This window comes from Streptosporangium fragile (assembly GCF_039534445.1).
In the GTDB taxonomy this organism is placed as follows: domain Bacteria; phylum Actinomycetota; class Actinomycetes; order Streptosporangiales; family Streptosporangiaceae; genus Streptosporangium; species Streptosporangium fragile.
On record NZ_BAAAVI010000109.1, the window covers coordinates 1 to 18,170 of the forward strand.

Genomic DNA, 18,170 nt, shown 5'->3' on the forward strand with positions numbered 1-18,170 from the left:
TCACCCCCGGCCCGCTGCCGGAACGAGACCCGCAAATTGGCATGACGGCGGAGCAGACGCTCGGCCGCCTCCCGCAGGGCGGGCACGTCCAGCGGACCCTCCAGATCCAGGACCAGCTGGGCGGTGTAGACGTCCGTCTCCATCAGGGAGTGGAAGAACAACCCCTGCTGCAGGGGCGCGAGCGGCCAGGCGTCCTGGACGTCGGGGCCCAGTTCGTCGAGGTCGTCCTGGGTGAGGGGCGCGGCGACGTCGGAGGGGGTGAGGCCGCCTCCGTCGTGCCGGGCGATGCCGCGCAGCGCCTCGGTCCAGGCGGTGGCCAGCGCGGCGACGTCGTCCTCGGCGTGGCGGGCGGGGTCCCAGGTCCAGGTGGCGCGGAGGGTGTCGCCCAGGGCGACCGCGTCGATCTGGATGCCGTGCCGCAGCGGGGCTCCGGGATCCCGGCCGCCGGACATGCCGGTGGCGACCGGTTCCCAGTCCCGGCCCGAGGAGGTGATCCGGCCGAGGTAGTTGAAGCAGATCTCCGGGCCGGGCAGCGCCGCGAGGACGGGCGCGGTGACGGGGTTGAGGTGGCGCAGGAGGCCGTAGCCCAGGGGGTCGGGGACGGCGCGGAGTTGCTCCTTGACCCGCTTCACGGCCTGGCCGGCGGCCCGCCCACCACCGGTGAGCTCGTTCCAGTCGAGGGGGCCGGCGTCGAGCCTGACGGGGTGGACGGTGGTGAACCAGCCCACGGTCCGGGACAGGTCCACCCCGGGGAAGACGTCCTCCCGGCCGTGCCCCTCCAGGTCGACCAGGACCTCCCGCCGCCCGGTGCGTCTCGCGACCGCGGCGGCGAGCGCGGCGAGCAGCACGTCGTCGGCCCGCCCGTGGAAGGCGGCGGGGATCCGGCCCAGCAGCGGTCCCGCCACCTCCGCGGGGATCTCCACGACGGTCTCGCGCCGCTGCCCCCATGTGCTCCGTACCGTCCGCTTCCCGCGCGCGTCGGCCGGATCGGCCTGCCGCGCGTACGCACCGACCGGCCCTCCTCGGCCCTCACGCTCTCGGCCCTCACGCTCGTCGGCCTGATCGATCGGCGTACCGGCCGGATCTGTCCACGCACCGCCCGGCTCGGCCGGCACGCCGGTGAGCAGGGCGGCCCAGGCGGGCAGGTCGGCCAGGCGTTCCGGACGCGCCGCCTCCGCGCGGAGCAGGGCCGCCCAGGTGCGGAAGGGCGTGGTGGGCGCGGGCAGGCGAGGCGCGCCGCCCGCCGCGGCGGCGCTCCAGGCGGTGAACAGGTCGGGCAGCAGGATCCGCCAGGACACGCCGTCGACGGCCAGGTGGTGCAGGGTCAGCAGCAGGCGCCCGGAACGGTCCGGTCCCGCGTCGAACCAGACGGCCCGCACCATCCGCCCGGATCGCGGGTCCAGCTCCGCCCGGACCCGTTCGGCGTACCGGGCGACGGTGACGTCCAGGTCTCCGTCGGGGGAACCGGAGACGTCCACCCGGTGGACGCACTCCGCGGCGGGGACCGTGCCACGGGCGACGACCTCCAACTCCAGCGGCGTGCCGTCCGGGGTGCCGCCCCTCGTCTCCGGGCCCGCACTCTCCCCCTCCGGCACGGCACCCGCCGCGCCCGGGACAGCGCTCCCCCTCTCCGGCACGGCACCCGCCACGTCCGGAACGGTGCTCTCCCCCTCCGGCACGGCACCCGCCGCGTCCCGGGAGACCACGCGAAGTCTCAGCGCGTCGTGGTGGTCCAGCACGGCCTGGACGGCGGCGGTCAGGTGGCCGAGACCGAGCCCCGGCGGCACCCGGAGCGTCACGCTCTGGCTGAACCCGCCGATCGGCCCGCCGCCCTCGGCGAACCAGGCCATGATCGGGGTGGCGGGCACGGCTCCCGTCCCGTCTCCGGGGAGCCCGGGGAGACCCGGGAGACCTGGGAGACCCGGGAGAGCCTCGAGACCGGACGGAGCCGGACGGCCGTCGTCGCCGGGCTCGGGCAGGCCGGTGGCGCCCGGAAGACCGTCGAGGGCGCCCCGGCCGGGGAGGTCCGTCCCGGCGGACGCCTCGCCCGCGACGAGCGCGAGGGCCTCCGGGGTCTGGTGCCGGAAGACGTCCTTCGGGGTCAGGGCGAGCCCGGTCTCGCGGGCGCGCGAGACGAGCCGGATGGCGAGGATGCTGTCCCCGCCGAGGTCGAAGAACCCGTCGTCGGCCCCGGCCCGGGGCAGCCCGAGAACCTCGGCGAAGAGCCCGGCCAGCAGCCGTTCCCGCTCGGTCGCTGGTTCCCGTCCCGAGGTCTCGTGTCCCGGCGCGGGCAGGGCGCGCCGGTCCAGCTTGCCGTTGGCGGTCAGCGGCAGCTCGTCCAGGAGCACCAGCGCCGACGGCACCATGTACTCGGGCAGGGTCCGCCGCAGGTGCGCGCGAAGCTCGTCGGCACCGGCCGTGCCGACGACGTACGCGACCAGCCGCAGGTCTCCCCCCGGTTCGGGCTCCCCGTCACCCGTCCGGGCGACGGCTCCCCCGGACGCGGGCTCCCCGGTGGCGGGCACGGTCGCCCCGGCGCCTCCCCCGGGTGCCGGTTCACGGTCGCGGCGAGCCAGCACGGCCGCCTGGGCGACACCCGGATGGGCGGTGAGGGCGGCCTCGATCTCGCCGAGTTCGATCCGGAAGCCGCGCACCTTGACCTGCTGGTCGACGCGGTCGACGTACTCCAGCTGGCCGTCGGCGCACCAGCGGACCAGGTCGCCGGTGCGGTACATCCGCGCGCCGGGCAGGAACGGGTCGGCGACGAACCGCTCGGCGGTCAGCCCCGGCCGGTTCAGGTATCCCCGGGCCAGGGCGGGGCCGGAGACGTACAGTTCCCCGACGGCGCCGGGCGGGACCTGGCGCAGGCCGGCGTCCAGGACGTGCAGCCGGGTGTCGTAGACGGGGCGGCCGATCGGCGTCTCGGCGGGCGAGGTCAGCGGGTCGCTGGTGGTGACGGCGACGGTGGTCTCGGTGGGGCCGTAGACGTTGATCATGCGGTGCCCGGCCGACCAGCGGCGGACCAGCTCCGGGCGGCACGCCTCACCGCCGACCAGCAGCGTCCGCAGGTCGGGCAGCGGCCGGGCCGGGACGGTCGCCAGCGCGGCGGGCGTGACGAACGCGTGCGTGACGCGCGCCTCGGCGAGGAAGCGGCCGAGCGGTTCCCCGCCGTACACGCCGGGGGGCGCCAGGACGAGCGCCGCCCCCGTGGAGAAGGCCATCAGCCACTCCAGCACCGCCCCGTCGAACCCGATGGAGGCGAACTGCAGGACGCGTCCGTCCACGCCCACCGCGTACCGGTCGGCCTCGGTCCGCGCGAAGGCGGGCAGGCCCGCGTGGGTGACCACGACGCCCTTGGGACGGCCGGTGGAGCCGGAGGTGTAGACGACGTAGGCGGGGTGCTCCGGCCGGAGCCCGGTGACGGGGTCGGTGTCGGGGAGGCCCGCACCGGTCCAGGTGTCCAGCATGACGGTCTCGGCACCGGGTGTCGGGGGGAGCCCGGCGTCGGCGCGGGTGACCACGATCGGCGGGGCGGCGTCGGCGAGCATCGTCTCCAGTCGCTCGCGCGGGTGGGCGGGGTCCAGCGGCAGGTAGGCGGCGCCCGACTTGAGGATGGCCAGGAACGCCACGACCATGTCGAGGGAGCGGGGGACGGACAGGCCGACGTAGCGGTCGGGCCCGGCCCCGCGGGCGGCGAGGTGGTGGGCCAGCCGGTTGGCCCGCGCGTTCAGCTCGGCGTAGGTGGTCTCGGTGCCGTCTTCGACGACCGCGACGGCGTCGGGGGTGCGGCGCGCCTGCTCCTCGAACAGGGAGACGGCGGTGCCGGGCGGCACCTCGCGCGGCGCGGCGCCCCAGTCGGCGAGGAGGGCGCGTTCCGGGGCGTCGAGCAGGTCGACGGCGCCGACGCGGGTGCCGGGCCCGGCCTGGGCGATCCGGGCGAGGAGGCGCAGGAAGCGGTCGTGGTGGTCGGCCAGTTCGGCCTCCCCGTACAGGTCGGGGTGGCCGTCGAAGTCGATGCGGACGCCGCGCCCGTCGGAGCCGTCGTAGAGGTTGATCGACAGGTCCTCCACGGGTCCGGTGGCGAGCGGGTGCGCGGTGGCGGTGTGGCCGGCGAACTTCAGGTCGTAGCCGAACCGCATGATGTTGACCACCGGTCCGAACAGCCGCCCGCCGAGTTCGCCGCGCAGTTCCCGGCGCAGGTCCTCGTACCGGTAGCGCTGGTGCACGAGCAGCCGCCCGACCTCGCGGGTGACCTGCCCGGCGAGCTCGCCGAAGGTCGTCTGAGGGCGTACGGCCAGGCGGAGCGGGAGCACGTTGGAGAGCATGCCGGGGGTGCGCCGGGCGGCGGGGGTGGTCCGGGCGGTGACGGCCAGCCCGAGGACGACCTCCGGGGAGCCGGTGAGGCGGGCGACGAAGGCGGCGGTCGCCGCGATCATGAATCCGGAGACGGCCGTGCCGTGGCCGAGCGCGGCCTCGGTCAGCGCGGCGGCGTCGCGCTCCCCCAGCGTCGCGCTGCGGCGGTGGAACCGCGAGGTGGCCGCGGCGGTGCCGGAGGAGAGCGCGGGCACGGCGGTCGTCCCGGAGAGCGCGGCCAGCCAGTGGCGGCGGTCGGCCTGGAAGCGGTCGGAGGCGCGGTAGGCGGCGTCCTCCGCCAGCAGCGTGGTGAGCGAGCCGAAGGTGCGGGGGCCGGGGTCGCGGCCCTCGGCCAGCGCGGTGTAGACCTCCGCCAGGCGCTGGGCGATCATCGGCCCGCTGTAGCCGTCCATGATCACGTGGTGGCAGCGCAGGTACCACAGGTGCCGGTCGGGGGCGATCCGGATCAGCGCGGTGGCCACCAGCGCGTCCTCACGGAAGGGCGAGCGGAGGTCGGCGCGCATCCACTCCAGCGCGGCCCGCTCGTCGCCGAGGTCGAGGAAGGGGCACGGCACCTCGCGCTCCCCGGCGATCTGGCCGCCGTCGGCGATCCGTACGTGGAGCGCGTCGACCTCCGCCGCGGCCAGGCGCACGGCCGCGGCGAAGACCTCCGGGTCCACCGGGCCGGCGATCTCGATGTACTGCGCGATATCGAGCGACTCACCGGGGATGACCCGCTGGGCGGCCCACATTCCACTCTGCGCCGCGGACAATGGCAGGAAGGAATTCTCTCCGAACACCGTCGCCACACTTTCCATCATGGCCAAGAAATGCATGACGGGCGCATATCAGCACCTCAGAGGGGGTGGAAAGCATTATTTACAACTCTCCACCCCATGTTTATTACCGGCAAGTAAATCACAGGGGAGATCTCCCCCGCAATAACACGAACTATCATTTACCGCTAAACTCACCCCGCATTTTTTCGCTTCTTCCCACGACGTCCCCGCCGGATCTGAGCATCACCCGGGGCCGGACGGGACGGCGGGGCCGCCCGGGGCGCAGCGTCACCTGCGGCCGCACCGTCCGCACCCGGGGAGGCCGGTACGGGCGCGGACCCGGCCGCCGCCAGCGCACGCCCCTGGCCAGGCCGCTGGGCCACCAGATGGCGTCGCCGATGTCCAGGGTCAGCGCGATCACGAGGACGGAGCGCACGACCATCGTGTCGATCAGCACCCCCACGGCCACCGCGAAGGCGAGCTGCACCGTCTGCGTCAGCGGCAGCACCACCAGCACCGCGAAGGTCCCGGCGAGCACCACCCCGGCGGAGGTGATGACACCCCCGGTCGATCCCAGGCCGAGGACCGCGCTGCGCGCCGTGCTGTGCCGGTGGGCCTCCTCCCGCACCCGGTGCATGAGGAAGATGTTGTAGTCGACGCCCAGTGCCACCAGGAAGACGAAGACCAGCAGGACGAACCCCTGGTCCACCCCGGAGAAGCCGAACAGGTGGGTGAAGGCCAGGGAGCTGATGCCCAGCGTGGCCAGGAACGACAGCACCACGGTCGCCAGCAGCAGCAGCGGCGCGACCAGCGAGCGCAGCAGCAGGGTCAGCACCGCGAAGACCACGAGCAGCACCAGCGGGATGATCACCGCCCGGTCCCGCTGCGCGCCCCGCTCCAGGTCGGCGACGAGCGCCACGTTACCGCCCACGTTGACGTCCGGGGCGGCCACCGCCCGCAGCCGGTCGCGCAGGGCGAGCACCCGGCGCTGCTCGGACTCCTGGCCGTCGCCCGCGCGCACGGTCACGTTGAGCAGGATGTCGCCGTTGCCGGCGGCGCCCAGCGAGATCGCGGTGACCTCGGGGCGCTGCGCGGTGTCGATGATCACGTCCCGGACGTACTGCTCGGTGGTGACCACCTGAACCGGGTCGGCCGCACCGCTGGGGAAGTGCCGCTCGGCGATCTCCTGCCCGACGACCGAGCCCGGCCTGGACAGGAAGACGTCGGCGTTGCCCAGGCCGCCCGCCCGGTAGGAGACCAGGCCGCAGGCGCACAGGCACAGCACCATGGCGGTGACGGCCCACACCAGGCGGGGGTTGCGCCCGATCCGCCGGCCCAGGGCGCCCCACATGCCGCGGTCGGCGGGGTGCTCCTCGGCGTCCGGGTCGTAGTGCGGGACGAACGGCCAGAAGACCCAGCGCCCCAGGACGACCATGACGGCGGGCAGCAGCGTCATCATCGCCAGCATCGCGCAGGTCACGCCGACCGCGGAGACGGGACCGAGCCCCCGGGTGGAGTTGAGCTCGGCCACCAGCAGGCAGAGCAGGCCCGCGACGACGGTCGCCGCGCTCGCCGCCACCGCGGGCCCGGCCCGGCGCAGCGCGACCGCCATGGCCTCGTGCCGGTCGGCGTGCCTGCGCAGTTCCTCGCGGTACCGGGCGACGACCAGCAGCGCGTAGTCGGTGCCGGCACCGATCACCAGGACCATGAGCAACGAGACCGCCACGCTGCTGACCGTGATCACCCCGGACCGGGCGAGCCCGTAGTTCACCCCCATCGCGACGACCAGGCCGACCAGCACGGTGCCCAGCGGGACCAACCAGAGGATCGCGCTGCGGTAGGTGACGAGCAGCACCACCATCGCCACGCCCAGCGCGGCCAGCAGCAGGTCGCTGTCCACGGTCGAGAACACGGCCAGCGCGTCGGCCTGGAAGCCGACCAGGCCGGTGACGTGCGCGGCCAGCCCGGCGGGGCGGCCGTCGTCGATGATCCGGCGCAGCCGGTCGACGATCGCGGCGGTCTCCCGGCCGCCGTGATCCCTGACGATCACCACGGTCTGCGCGGCCTGGCCGTCCCCGGACCGCTGCGTGGCGATCAGCTTGATCGTCTTGGTCAGCGTGGGGAGCCGGAGCTTCCGCTCGACCTCCCGCAGTTGCTCGGGCAGTCGCCCGCGCGCGTCCCGGTAGGGAGCGAGCTCCTTGTCGAACTCCGCGCGCCCGAAGGACTTCCCACCGGTCGGCGGGGCGATCTCGGCGACCACCCCGGTCACCCCGGCGAAGGCCTTCGCGTCCCGGGCGATCTCCGCCTGGTCGGCCTCGGTGAGCCCGCCGGGGCGCTCGTAGACGATCGTCGCCGGGGAGAGGTTCTCGCCCTGCATGCCGAGGATTCGCTTGACGGCCCGCGCCGAGTCGGCGCTCGCGGGCAGGTAGGCGGCGATGTCGTCCTTCTGCACCGATTCCAACTGCCCGGCCGCGGATCCCAGCACGGCGACGACGCCCAGCCAGATCAGCAGCACCGCCCACTTCGCGCGCGGCCCGCACAGCAGGCCGATCATCGGTCCGCGCTCAGCCGTCCCCGCAGGTGGTCGGCGATGGCCGCGACGGTCGGGTGCTCCCAGGCCAGGGTGGGCTCGACCGGGAGGCCGTAGCGGGCCTCGATGTCCCCGCACAGGCTCAGCGCGTAGACGGAGTCCATGCCGTACTGGGCGATCGGCACCAGCGGATCGATCTCCCGGGGCGAGCGCATGACGTAGGAGGCCACCTGCTCCCCCAGCCAGTCGCGGATGTCGTCCAGATCAGCGACGATCCCGGCATCGGCGGACATGTTCACACTCCTTCGGGTGAGACGCGTGCGGCGACGGCCGCCGTGAGCTCGGCGTGGACGACGGGGAGCGCGCCACCCAGCAGCAGGTCCCGGGTGCGCGATCGCTGGATCTTGCCGCTGGTGGTCTTGCCGACGCCGCCGCGCTCGACCAGGACGACGCTCATCGACGGCAGCCCGTACGCGCGGGCGAGCTCCCCCTGGACGGCGCGGGCCAGCTCACCGGCGGGAATGTCGAGGTGCCGCGGGCGGACCTCCTGGACGAGCACCACGTGCTCGCCCTCCGCCCGGATCCCGAACGCCGCCGCCGCGCCCAGCGACGGGTGCGCCCGCCGGGCCGACTCCTCCAGGTCCTGCGGGTAGAGGTTGCGCCCGTTGACGATGACGACGTCCTTGATCCGGCCGGTGACGTAGAGCTCGCCGTCCAGCAGGAAGCCCAGGTCGCCGGTCCTCAGGAACGGCCCGTCGCCACCGGTGGTCCACCCGCCGAAGGCGTCCCGGGTGGCTTCCTCCCGCTGCCAGTACCCTCGCGCGACGCTCTCGCCGCGCACCCAGATCTCCCCGATCCGGCCGGGCGGCAGGGCGGCGCGGGTGACGGGGTCGACGATCCGCACGGACATGCCGGTCGGCCGCCCGCAGCCGACCAGCTCCACCCCGACCTCGCCGTCCCCGTTCTTCCCGGCGCCCGCGACACCCCGGTGACGTACGGCTTCGTCGGCCCCCGGGGCACCCTCATCGCGCACGGCGGCGCCTTCACCGCCCGCGGCGCCTCCGCCGTCCGCGGCGCCTTCACCACTCGCGGCGCCTTCACCGCCCGCGGCGCCGGTGACGTCCCGGCCGTCTCCCACGGGGACCGCCTCGTGCCGTTCCAGGGCCGCGGCGTCGAACCGGCGGATCAGCGCCCCCTGGCCCAGCGGGGTGGCGGTGATCACCAGTGTCGCCTCGGCCATGCCGTACGCCGGCGCCCAGGCCTTCTCGCTGAAACCGGCCCCTCCGAAGCGGCGCACCATCGCGCGGAGCGTGCCGGGGCGCACCGGCTCGGCCCCGTTGAGCGCGAACCGCAGGCTCGACAGGTCGAGCCCGGCCACCTGGGCGTCGGTGACGCGGGCGGCGCACCACTCGTAGGCGAAGTTCGGCGCGACGGTGTATCCCGCCCGGTAGCGGCTGATCATCTCCAGCCAGAGCGCGGGGCGCATGACGAACGCGATCGGCGAGGCGAAGTACAGGTCGCCGCCGGCGTAGATCGGCTGGAGCAGCATGCCGATCAGCCCCATGTCGTGGTAGTGCGGCAGCCAGCCCACCCCGACGCCCTCGCGCGGCGAGCCGATCGCCCGCCAGATCTCCCGCTCGTTGTGGAGCAGGTTGGCGTGGGTGAGCATCACGCCGCGCGGCTCGCTGGTGGAGCCGGAGGTGTACTGCATGTAGGCGAGGGTGCCGGGCCCGATCCGCGGCATCGTCCACTCTTCCGGGCCGGGCAGGTCGAGGGCGTCCGTGGCCACGCACTCGACCGTCCCGTCCAGGCCGACCTCGCGCAGCCACGCGCCGAGCATGCCGGCGTTGGCCGAATCGGTGAGCACCAGCCGCACGTCGGCGTCCTTGATGATCCCCTCGGCACGCTCCAGCGCGCGGGGGTCGGTCTGCGGCAGCGGCGAGGGGACCGCGACGACCCGGGAGTACAGGCAGCCGAGGAAGGCGGCCAGGAACTCCAGCCCGGCGGGGTAGAGCAGCAGCGCCGTCTGGTCCGCCATGTGCCGCCCGGTCAGCCAGGCGCCCGTCGACCTGGCACGCGCGTCGAGCCCGGCGAAGGTCAGCCGGGTCTCGGCGAACTCGCCCCGGCGGTCCTCCACGAAGGTGTACGACCGCTCGTTCCCGCACCGGCCCACCTGCGCGCGCACCCACTGCACAAAGGACATCTGGTCATCTCCCGTGACGGCAGGACACCCCAACATAGGAGGAACGATCAGCCGGTCACAGGCCTGCGTCGCACAAGGTCTCACCCCGTTTTATGCCGAAAGTTAGTATCTTTCCCGTCGCGCATTTCCCGCTTCACCAGCCCGCGGACGAGACGAGATCTTGTTCTGCCCGGCCTGCCCCGCTTAACATATGAGCACCTGTTCAGATGTTCACAGAATGGATCTTGCGATGGGTCACGGGCACGGCCACGGGCACGGCCACGGCGCGAACGCCGACCGCCGGTACCTGACGGCGGCGCTTGTCCTGCTGGTCGCCTTCATGGCGGCCGAGGTCGTCATCGGCGTCATCGCCAACTCCATCGCGTTGATCTCCGACGCCGGGCACATGCTGACCGACGCCGCGGCCATCGCGCTCGCGCTGGTCGCGATGCGCGTGGCCGCCCGGCCCGCGCGGGGCGCCTACACCTTCGGCTGGAAACGCGCCGAGATCATCTCAGCGGCGGTCAACGGGCTGACGTTCGTGGGGCTCGTCGCCTACTTCCTCTACGAGGGCGTCCGGCGTCTCGTCGAACCGCCCGAGGTCGAGGGCGTCCTGGTCTTCGTCACGGCCCTGGCCGGGATCGCGGTCAACGCGGGCGCCGCGTGGCTCATCGCCAGGGCCGACCGGAGCAGCCTCAACGTCGAGGGCGCCTTCCAGCACATCCTCAACGACATGTACGCCTTCATCGCGACCGCGGTCGCGGGCGCGGTGGTCTGGTTCACCGGCTGGAACCGGGCCGACGCGATCGCCGCCCTGGTCGTCGCGGCGCTGATGGCCAAGGCCGCCTTCGACCTGCTGCGCGACTCCGGGCGCATCCTCTTCGAGGCGGCACCCACCGGCGTGAACCCGGCCGAGGTGAGCACGGCGATCGCCACCCACCCCGGCGTGACCGGCGTCGAGGACCTGCACGTGTGGACGGTGACCAGCGGCTTCCCCGCGCTGTCCGCGCACGTGACCGTCATGCCCGGCGGCGACTGCCACCGCGTCCGCCGCGAGCTGGCCACGCTGCTCCACGAACGGTTCCAGATCGAGCACACCACGCTGCAGGTCGACCACGTCCCCGGCACGGCCTGCCGCATCGCCGCGTCCTGAGACGGCACCCTCCGGGACAGGCACCCCAGCCGGACTCCCACGGGACAGGCACCCCCGAGCCGGACCCCACGGCAGGCGCTTCCCCCCACCCCCGCCGGACGACGCCTCGATCCGGGCCGCCCGGAGGCAGGGGCGTCGTCAGACCCCGAGGCAGGCCTCGAAAACCGCGGTGAGGCGGGCGACCACCGCCTCGCGGTCGGGGGCGTCGACACCGTCGGGGCCGTAGAGCTGGCGCAACGTGCCCGTGCCGGTGATGAGCGCGGTGGCGGCCGCCGCCCGGAAGGCGGCGTCCGGCCCGGGAAGCCGCGCGGCCAGCGGCTCCAGGATGGCCGAGCTGACCCGGTCACGGATGATCTCGTGGATCTCCAGGCAGTTCGAGGACCTGATGAGCGCGGCCATCACCGGGCTCCCGTGCTCCGAGCGGAGCCGGTCGGCGACGTACTCGGCCAGGCGCCGGGGAAGCTCCTCCTGCGGGCCGTCCAGGATGCCGGGGAAGCGTCCCTGCATCGCGAGCACCTCGGCGAACAGTTCCCGTTTGCTGCCGAAGTAGCGGTTGATCAGCGCGACGTTGGCGCCGGCCTCGGCGGCGAGCAGCCGCATCGTGACCTGGTCGTAGCCCAGTTCGGCGAACAGGTGGCGGGCGGCCTCGAGGATGCGCCGCCGGGTGCCCTCCCTGTCGCGCTGCCGTGTCTCGTCCACCTGCACGATCCTTCCAGATTTGACGGGTAAACAAGCGTCTACTAACTTAATATGCATCGTACATACATTGGGGGATGGTTCATGCTGACCGAACAACAGGCCCCGGCCGAGGCCGCACCGCGCTTCACGCACAGACAGGTGCTGGAGATCCTGGCCGGACTGATGCTCGCCATGCTCACGTCGATGATCTCGACGTCCGTGGTGGGAACCGCGCTGCCGACGATCGTCGGCACGCTCGGCGGTCAGGACCAGCTGGCCTGGGTGGCCAGCGCGACCCTGCTGACCATGACCGCCTCGACGCCGCTCTGGGGCAAGCTCTCCGACCTCTACGGCCGCAAGCTCATGTTCCAGGTCTCCCTGGTCATCTTCGTGCTCTCCTCCATCACCGCGGGCTTCGCCCAGGACATGGGCCAGCTCATCGCGGCCAGGGCGGTGCAGGGCATCGGTGCCGGCGGCCTCGCCGCGCTGCCGCAGATCATCCTCGGTGACGTGGTCGAGCCCCGCGAGCGCGGCCGCTACTCCGGCTACATCGGCGCGGTGTTCGGCGTCTCGACGGTCGCCGGCCCGCTGCTCGGCGGGTTCATCGTGGACAACATGTCCTGGCGCTGGACGTTCTGGATCTGCGTGCCGCTGGCCGTGGCCGCGTTCGTCGTCATCCAGAAGGTGCTGAAGCTGCCGTTCGTCCGCCGCGACGCCAAGGTCGACTGGTGGGGCGCGACCTTCATCACCGGCGGCACCACCGCCCTGATGCTGCTGCTCTCCCTGGGCGGCAAGGAGTTCGGCTGGAACTCCTCGTGGACCTACGGCCTGGGCGCGGCCGGCCTGGTGATGTTCGGCCTCGCCGTCGTCGCCGAGCGCCGGGCGGCCGACCCGATCCTGCCCCCGCACCTGTTCCGCAACCGCACCTTCGTGCTCACCTCCCTCGCCTCCCTGCTGGTCGGCGCGGCGATGTTCGGCGCGCTGATGTTCCTGCCGCAATACCTGCAGATCGTCAAGGGCATGAGCCCCACCGGCTCCGGCCTGATGACCCTGCCCCTGGTGCTCGCCCTGCTCGTCTCGTCCATCCTGGTCGGCCGGTTCGTCACCAGGACCGGCCGGTGGAAGGCCTTCCCCGTGGCGGGCATGCTGCTGGTCGGCGTCGGGCTGTTCCTGCTCTCCCGGCTGCACGTCGACAGCTCGCTGGTGATCGTCGCCGTCGACAACGCGGTGCTCGGCATCGGGCTCGGCGCCTCGATGCAGATCCTGATCCTGGCCGCGCAGAACGCCGTGGGCCGCGCGGACCTGGCCTCGACCACCTCGGGCGTGTCGTTCTTCCGCTCCCTGGGCGGCGCGGTGGGCGTGGCGGCCTTCGGCGCGATCCTGTCCAACCGGCTCAGCACGGAGCTGGTCTCCCTGGCCAGGGCGGCGAAGCTGCCGCTGACCGGCGGCTCGACCCCGAGTCTCGGCTCCCCCGAGGCCATCCACCAGCTCCCCGCGCCGGTCCTGGAGATCATCCTGGAGGCCTTCACCCGGGCGATGAGCACGGTGTTCCTGGTGGGCGTGCCCATCGCCGTGCTCGGCGCGCTGGCCGCCCTGCTGCTGAAGGAGATCCCGCTGCGCTCGGCCCAGGCCGCGCCCGCGGCGGCACCCGCCGACCCGGCCGCCCCGCCGGTGCCGGTCGACAGGTAAGCCCCCCCGTGCCGCGCCCGGGACCGAGTCGCCCCCCGGTCCCGGGCGCTTCCATGTCCGGGAACCGTCACGGCCGTGGAACGGTCACCGGGGACGGTCCTCCCCGGCGCCGGGCCACCGGTCGAGGACCCGCCGGAAGGTGGCGTACGCGTCCTCGCCGAACAGGACGAACCGCACGTCCGCCACCCGGGTGGAGGTGGCGCGCACGGTGGTGATCGCGATGCGCGCGGCGTCGTCCATCGGCCAGCCGAAGATCCCCGCCGACACGGCGGGGAAGGCCACGCTGGCGGCGCCGAGCTCGTCGGCGACCCGCAGCGACTCCCGGAAGCACGAGGCCAGCAGCTCCGAGCGGTCCTCCGAGGCGGAGTAGACGGGGCCGACGGTGTGGATGACCCAGCGGGCCGGCAGCTCCCCCGCCGTGGTCGCCACCGCCTGGCCGGTCGGCAGCCCCCTGCCGTACCGCGAGGCGCGCAGCTCACGGCAGGCCGCCAGGATGGCCGGGCCGCCGCGCCGGTGGATGGCCCCGTCGACCCCGCCGCCCCCGAGGAGCGAGGAGTTGGCGGCGTTGACGACGGCGTCCACCTCCTGCAGGGTGATGTCTCCCTGGACGAGGGTGATCTCCATGATCGTTGCGACCTTTCACGAGGGTGACCTCTCCACCCTAGAGTCCGGCCCCCGTGGTCCGGCGATCACGGGAGACAGCCGGGCGCGGCGGCACTATACACCTAACCAAGCGCTTGCTACGCTCCGGCCATGGTGTCCACGATTGTCTGGGGTACCGGCAACGTCGGCCGCGCGGCCATCCGCGCCGTCGAGGCCCACCCGGCGCTGGAACTCTCCGGCGTGCTCGTCCACGACCCCGGCAAGGTCGGCCGCGACGCGGGCGACCTCGGCGGGCTCGGCCACGACCTGGGGGTCACGGCGACCGACGACATCGACGCGGTCCTGGCCGCCGGGCCCCGCGCCGTGGTGTACGCGGCCTCCGGCGACATCCGCCCCGACGAGGCCCTCTCCGACATCGTCAGGGCGATCCGCGCCGGAGCCGTGGTCGTCACCCCCTCGCTGTACGCGCTCTACGACCAGCGCAACGCCCCGCCGGAGCTGCGGGAACCGGTGCTGGCCGCCATCGCGGAAGGCGGCGGCTCGCTGTTCGTCTCCGGCGTCGACCCCGGCTGGGGCAACGACGTGCTGCCCCTGCTGATCAGCGGACTCGGCACCACCGTCGACGTGATCCGCTGTCAGGAGATCTTCGACTACTCCACCTACGACCAGGAGGACTCGGTCCGGTACCTGGTCGGTATGGGCCAGCCGATGGACTACGAGCCGCCGATGATCGCCCCGACGGTCCCGACCATGGTGTGGGGCGGGCAGGTACGGCTGATGGCCAGGGCACTCGGCGTCGAACTCGACGAGATCCGCGAGACCCTGGACCGGCGCCCGCTCGACGCCACGGTCAGCACCAAGACGATGGGCGAGTTCGAGGCCGGCACCCAGGGCGCGGTCCGGTTCGAGGTGCAGGGCGTCGTCGGGGGCGAACCCCGCATCGTCATCGAGCACGTCACCCGCATCCATCCGTCCTGCGCGCCGGACTGGCCGGCACCGCCCGACGGAGACGGGGCGCACCGGGTGATCATCGAAGGCCGCCCGCGCATCGAGGTCACGGTCGAGGCCACCGGCGAGGGCGGCAACCGGTCCGCGGGCGGGAACGCCACCGCGGCCGGCCGGCTGGTGAGCGCCATCGACTGGCTCGTGGACGCGGAGCCAGGACTCTACGACGCGCTCGACGTTCCCCTGCGCCCCGCGGTCGGCAAGCTCGGAAGGAGACGGCCATGAAGATCGACATCCCCGAGGGCAAGGACGCGATCGCCTATGTGTGGGGGGAGATGGTCCCCGGCATCGGGCCCGCCGCCTCGAACTTCTCGCTGGCGGTGTACGCCCACACGACCCTCGGACTCCGCGAGTTCGAGGCCGCGCGGCTGCGGATCGCGCAGATCAACGGGTGCGCCTTCTGCCTCGACTGGCGGACCGAACGGGACGGGCAGAAGGTCGAGGAGGAGTTCGCCGACGCGGTGACCCGGTGGCGCACCACCGACGCCTTCGACGACCGCACCCGGCTGGCCGCCGAGTACGCCGAGCGGTACGCCCTGGACCACCACGGTCTCGACGACGAGTTCTGGGCTCGGATGACCGCGCACTACAGCCAGCTCGAGATCGTGGAGCTGAGCATGAGCATCGGCTCCTGGCTGGCGTTCGGCCGGCTCAACCACGTGCTGGGCCTCGACACCGTGTGCAGGCTGCCCAGCGGCCCGTCACCCTCCGGCAGGCGGCCGGACGCGAGGTGACCCAGCGCCCCAGATAGGCGATCGGACACGAGGAGGTAGCGGCTCAGGGCGCGAGCAACAGGGAGAACCTGTTCTCATTCCGTTGACGGCAAGGAACGTTACATGAGCGACAACACCCCAGACATTAATGGCCCCAAAGGCATCTCGCGTCGTGGATTCATCGCTGGAACCGGTTCCATTCTAGGGGTCGCGGCCCTCGCGGGTCGCGCTCCCGCGGCCTGGGCGGGGGCCGCCCCCGCGCCCGCTCCGATCGCCGACGGGGCGCGCGTCCCGGCCCTGGTGATCGGCACCGGATACGGCGGCTCCGTCGCCGCGCTGCGTCTCGCCCAGGCGGGCGTCGACGTGCACATGATCGAGATGGGCATGGCCTGGGACACCCCCGGCCCCGACGGCAAGATCTTCTGCAACACGCGCGAACCGGACTACCGGTCCTACTGGCTGCGCACCAGGACCAAGGCACCCCTCAACTACTTCCTCGGCTTCCCGATCGACAGGAACATCCCTCGCCACACCGGGATCCTGGACGCCGAGGAGTTCGGCGGCATCACGGTCTACCAGGGCCGCGGCGTCGGCGGCGGTTCGCTGGTCAACGGCGGCATGGCGGTCACTCCCAAGCGCGAGAACTTCGGCGCCGTCCTCCCGTCGGTGAACGCCGACGAGATGTACGGCGTCTACTACCCGCGTGCCAACGCGGGGCTCGGAGTCGGCACCATCGACCCGGCCTGGTTCGACTCCACCGCCTGCTACCAGTACGCCCGGGTCGGCCGTAAGCACGCCCAGCGTTCCGGCTTCCCGTTCGTCTTCGTGCCCGACGTGTACGACTGGGACTACATGAAGCAGGAGGCGGCCGGGACCGTCACCCGGTCGGCGCTGGCCGGCGAGATCCTCTACGGCAACAACCACGGCAAGAAGTCACTGCAGCAGACCTACCTCGCCCAGGCCAGGGCCACCGGCAGGGTCGCCATCTCGCCGCTGCACAAGGTCACCTCGGTGGCTCCGGCGGCCGGGGGCGGCTACGCGGTCGTCATCGAGCAGCTCGGCACCACCGGCGACGTCACGGCCACCAAGACCGTGACCGCGGACCGGGTGTTCTTCGCCGCCGGCAGCGTCGGCACCAGCAAGCTGCTGGTCATGCTGAAGGCCACCGGTGCGCTGCCGAACCTGAACGACGAGGTCGGCAGGGGCTGGGGCGACAACGGCAACGTCATGTGCGGCCGCGCCAACCACATGTGGGACCCGACCGGCGCGCTCCAGTCGGCCATCCCCTGCTGCGGCATCGACAACTGGGCCGCCGGTGGCGCGTTCGCCGAGGTCGCACCGTTGCCCACCGGGATCGAGACCTACGCCTCGTTCTATCTGTCGATCACCAACAACCCGCACCGCGCCCGGTTCTCCTGGAACGCCGCGACCGGCAAGGTCGATCTGGACTGGCAGGCCTCCTGGAAGCAGCCGTCCATCGACATGGCCAAGACGATCTTCGACAAGATCAACGCGAAGGAGGGGACGATCTACCGGACCGACCTCTTCGGCGTCTACAAGATCTGGGGCGACCACCTCACGTACCACCCGCTCGGCGGCGCGGTGTTGAACAAGGCCACCGACAACTACGGCCGCCTCACCGCCTACCCCGGCCTGTACGTCATCGACGGCTCGCTGATCCCCGGCAACACCAGCGTCAACCCGTTCGTCACCATCACGGCGCTCGCCGAACGGAACATCGAAAAGATCATAGCCACCGACCTGTAGTGATGATCCGAGGCGGTGGTCGGCCACGGGCGCGTGTGGCCGGCCTCCCCCGCGGGACGCACCCCGCCGATGACGATCGACGCGGAGCGCCGCCGCGCCACCCTAGGCGCCGTGGGTCCGCCGGTAGGATTGCCGCACTGGGCCGGGGTACGCCTTGCCACCGCCGTGGACCCGGCGCGCTGACAGTCACCGGCTTCGCTCATCGTTCCACCGAGGATCCGCCGCGAGGCGAGGCGGTGGTGAGGCGGCGAGTGAAGGGATGCCGTACCGATGCCGGACGACGCGACCGGGGCCGCGAGGCCGAAGAAGCGTGCGACGATCCAGGAGGTGGCGAAGCTCGCGGGCGTGTCACACCAGACCGTGTCGCGCTACTTCCGCAGGAGCGGCGGCCTGCGTCCGCGCACCGTGGCCAGCATCGAGCGGGCGGTGGCCGAACTCGACTACCGGCCGAACCTGGCCGCCCGGTCGATGCGGACCCGTAAGTCCAACAGGATCGTCGTCGTCCTTCCCGACCTGACGAATTTCATCCCGGCGCCGATCCTCCGGGGCGCTTCGGCGGCGGCGCACGAGGCCGACTACCTGCTCGACGTGATCGGCCTCGAGGGAGGTCAGGAGAGCCGGGCGGAGCGGGTGCTGTCCCTGCTGGACAGTGCGCAGGCGGACGGGATCCTGTCGTTCACCCCGCTCGGGCGGTTGGTCCGGGACCGGGCCGGGACGG

At 72.8% G+C, this 18,170-nt stretch carries 12 protein-coding genes; 6 read left to right on the forward strand and 6 right to left on the reverse strand.

From position 1 onward, the window contains the following. From ABD841_RS38175 to ABD841_RS38190, 4 genes are all read right to left on the reverse strand, one after another. Positions 1-5,162 (reverse strand): amino acid adenylation domain-containing protein (locus ABD841_RS38175; protein ID WP_344981921.1); only part of this gene is annotated, 5,162 nt, incomplete at its 3' end. 145 nt (positions 5,163-5,307) lie between these two features. Next, entirely contained in the window at positions 5,308-7,686 is a 2,379-nt protein-coding gene (locus ABD841_RS38180) for an MMPL family transporter (protein ID WP_344981923.1), read from the reverse strand. After that, positions 7,683-7,955, reverse strand: a complete 273-nt coding sequence (locus tag ABD841_RS38185) for an acyl carrier protein (protein ID WP_344981926.1) — start codon at positions 7,953-7,955, stop codon at positions 7,683-7,685. The genes ABD841_RS38180 and ABD841_RS38185 overlap by 4 nt, the downstream gene beginning before the upstream one ends. A gap of 2 nt (positions 7,956-7,957) precedes the next feature. After that, on the reverse strand, positions 7,958-9,865 hold the full coding sequence (locus ABD841_RS38190; protein WP_344981928.1) for a fatty acyl-AMP ligase: 1,908 nt from the start codon (positions 9,863-9,865) through the stop codon (positions 7,958-7,960). A gap of 217 nt (positions 9,866-10,082) precedes the next feature. Between ABD841_RS38190 and ABD841_RS38195 the strand changes: the two genes are divergently transcribed. Further along, a complete protein-coding gene (locus tag ABD841_RS38195) occupies positions 10,083-10,997 on the forward strand; it encodes a cation diffusion facilitator family transporter (RefSeq protein WP_344981930.1) in 915 nt (304 codons plus the stop codon). A 138-nt stretch (positions 10,998-11,135) separates the two neighbouring features. Here ABD841_RS38195 and ABD841_RS38200 read toward each other — a convergent pair whose 3' ends face one another. Continuing rightward, positions 11,136-11,696, reverse strand: coding sequence for a TetR/AcrR family transcriptional regulator (locus ABD841_RS38200; protein WP_344981932.1), 561 nt, complete (start codon positions 11,694-11,696; stop codon positions 11,136-11,138). Between the two features lie 81 nt (positions 11,697-11,777). Here ABD841_RS38200 and ABD841_RS38205 point away from each other — a divergent pair, with 81 nt between their 5' ends. After that, positions 11,778-13,364, forward strand: a complete 1,587-nt coding sequence (locus ABD841_RS38205) for an MDR family MFS transporter (protein ID WP_344981934.1) — start codon at positions 11,778-11,780, stop codon at positions 13,362-13,364. A gap of 84 nt (positions 13,365-13,448) precedes the next feature. Here ABD841_RS38205 and ABD841_RS38210 read toward each other — a convergent pair whose 3' ends face one another. Continuing rightward, the gene (locus ABD841_RS38210; protein WP_344981936.1) at positions 13,449-13,988 is read right to left on the reverse strand and encodes an O-acetyl-ADP-ribose deacetylase; all 540 of its coding nucleotides are present in this window, start codon (positions 13,986-13,988) and stop codon (positions 13,449-13,451) included. Positions 13,989-14,117: 129 nt separating this feature from the next. Between ABD841_RS38210 and ABD841_RS38215 the strand changes: the two genes are divergently transcribed. The 4 genes from ABD841_RS38215 to ABD841_RS38230 form a co-directional block, all read left to right on the forward strand. Beyond that, complete coding sequence (locus ABD841_RS38215; protein WP_344981938.1) at positions 14,118-15,197, forward strand: NAD(P)H-dependent amine dehydrogenase family protein; 1,080 nt, start codon at positions 14,118-14,120, stop codon at positions 15,195-15,197. Continuing rightward, entirely contained in the window at positions 15,194-15,706 is a 513-nt protein-coding gene (locus ABD841_RS38220; protein ID WP_344981940.1) for a carboxymuconolactone decarboxylase family protein, read from the forward strand. Before ABD841_RS38215 ends, ABD841_RS38220 begins: the two co-directional genes overlap by 4 nt. Before the next feature lie 102 nt (positions 15,707-15,808). Further along, positions 15,809-17,452 (forward strand): GMC oxidoreductase, encoded by a 1,644-nt coding sequence (locus ABD841_RS38225; protein ID WP_344981942.1) that lies wholly within the window; start codon positions 15,809-15,811, stop codon positions 17,450-17,452. Between the two features lie 270 nt (positions 17,453-17,722). Further along, a partial coding sequence (locus ABD841_RS38230) for a LacI family DNA-binding transcriptional regulator (RefSeq protein ID WP_344981943.1) occupies positions 17,723-18,170 on the forward strand: 448 nt, incomplete at its 3' end.

Excerpts from the sequence above, each read along its gene's own strand:
- ABD841_RS38180 (WP_344981923.1), bottom strand. The coding sequence starts at position 7,686 with ATGATCGGCCTGCTGTGCGGGCCGCGCGCGAAGTGGGCGGTGCTGCTG.
- ABD841_RS38190 (WP_344981928.1), bottom strand. The coding sequence starts at position 9,865 with ATGTCCTTTGTGCAGTGGGTGCGCGCGCAGGTGGGCCGGTGCGGGAAC.
- ABD841_RS38210 (WP_344981936.1), bottom strand. The coding sequence starts at position 13,988 with ATGGAGATCACCCTCGTCCAGGGAGACATCACCCTGCAGGAGGTGGAC.
- ABD841_RS38220 (WP_344981940.1), top strand. The coding sequence starts at position 15,194 with ATGAAGATCGACATCCCCGAGGGCAAGGACGCGATCGCCTATGTGTGG.
- ABD841_RS38195 (WP_344981930.1), top strand. The coding sequence starts at position 10,083 with ATGGATCTTGCGATGGGTCACGGGCACGGCCACGGGCACGGCCACGGC.
- ABD841_RS38205 (WP_344981934.1), top strand. The coding sequence starts at position 11,778 with ATGCTGACCGAACAACAGGCCCCGGCCGAGGCCGCACCGCGCTTCACG.
- ABD841_RS38225 (WP_344981942.1), top strand. The coding sequence starts at position 15,809 with ATGAGCGACAACACCCCAGACATTAATGGCCCCAAAGGCATCTCGCGT.
- ABD841_RS38185 (WP_344981926.1), bottom strand. The coding sequence starts at position 7,955 with ATGTCCGCCGATGCCGGGATCGTCGCTGATCTGGACGACATCCGCGAC.
- ABD841_RS38215 (WP_344981938.1), top strand. The coding sequence starts at position 14,118 with ATGGTGTCCACGATTGTCTGGGGTACCGGCAACGTCGGCCGCGCGGCC.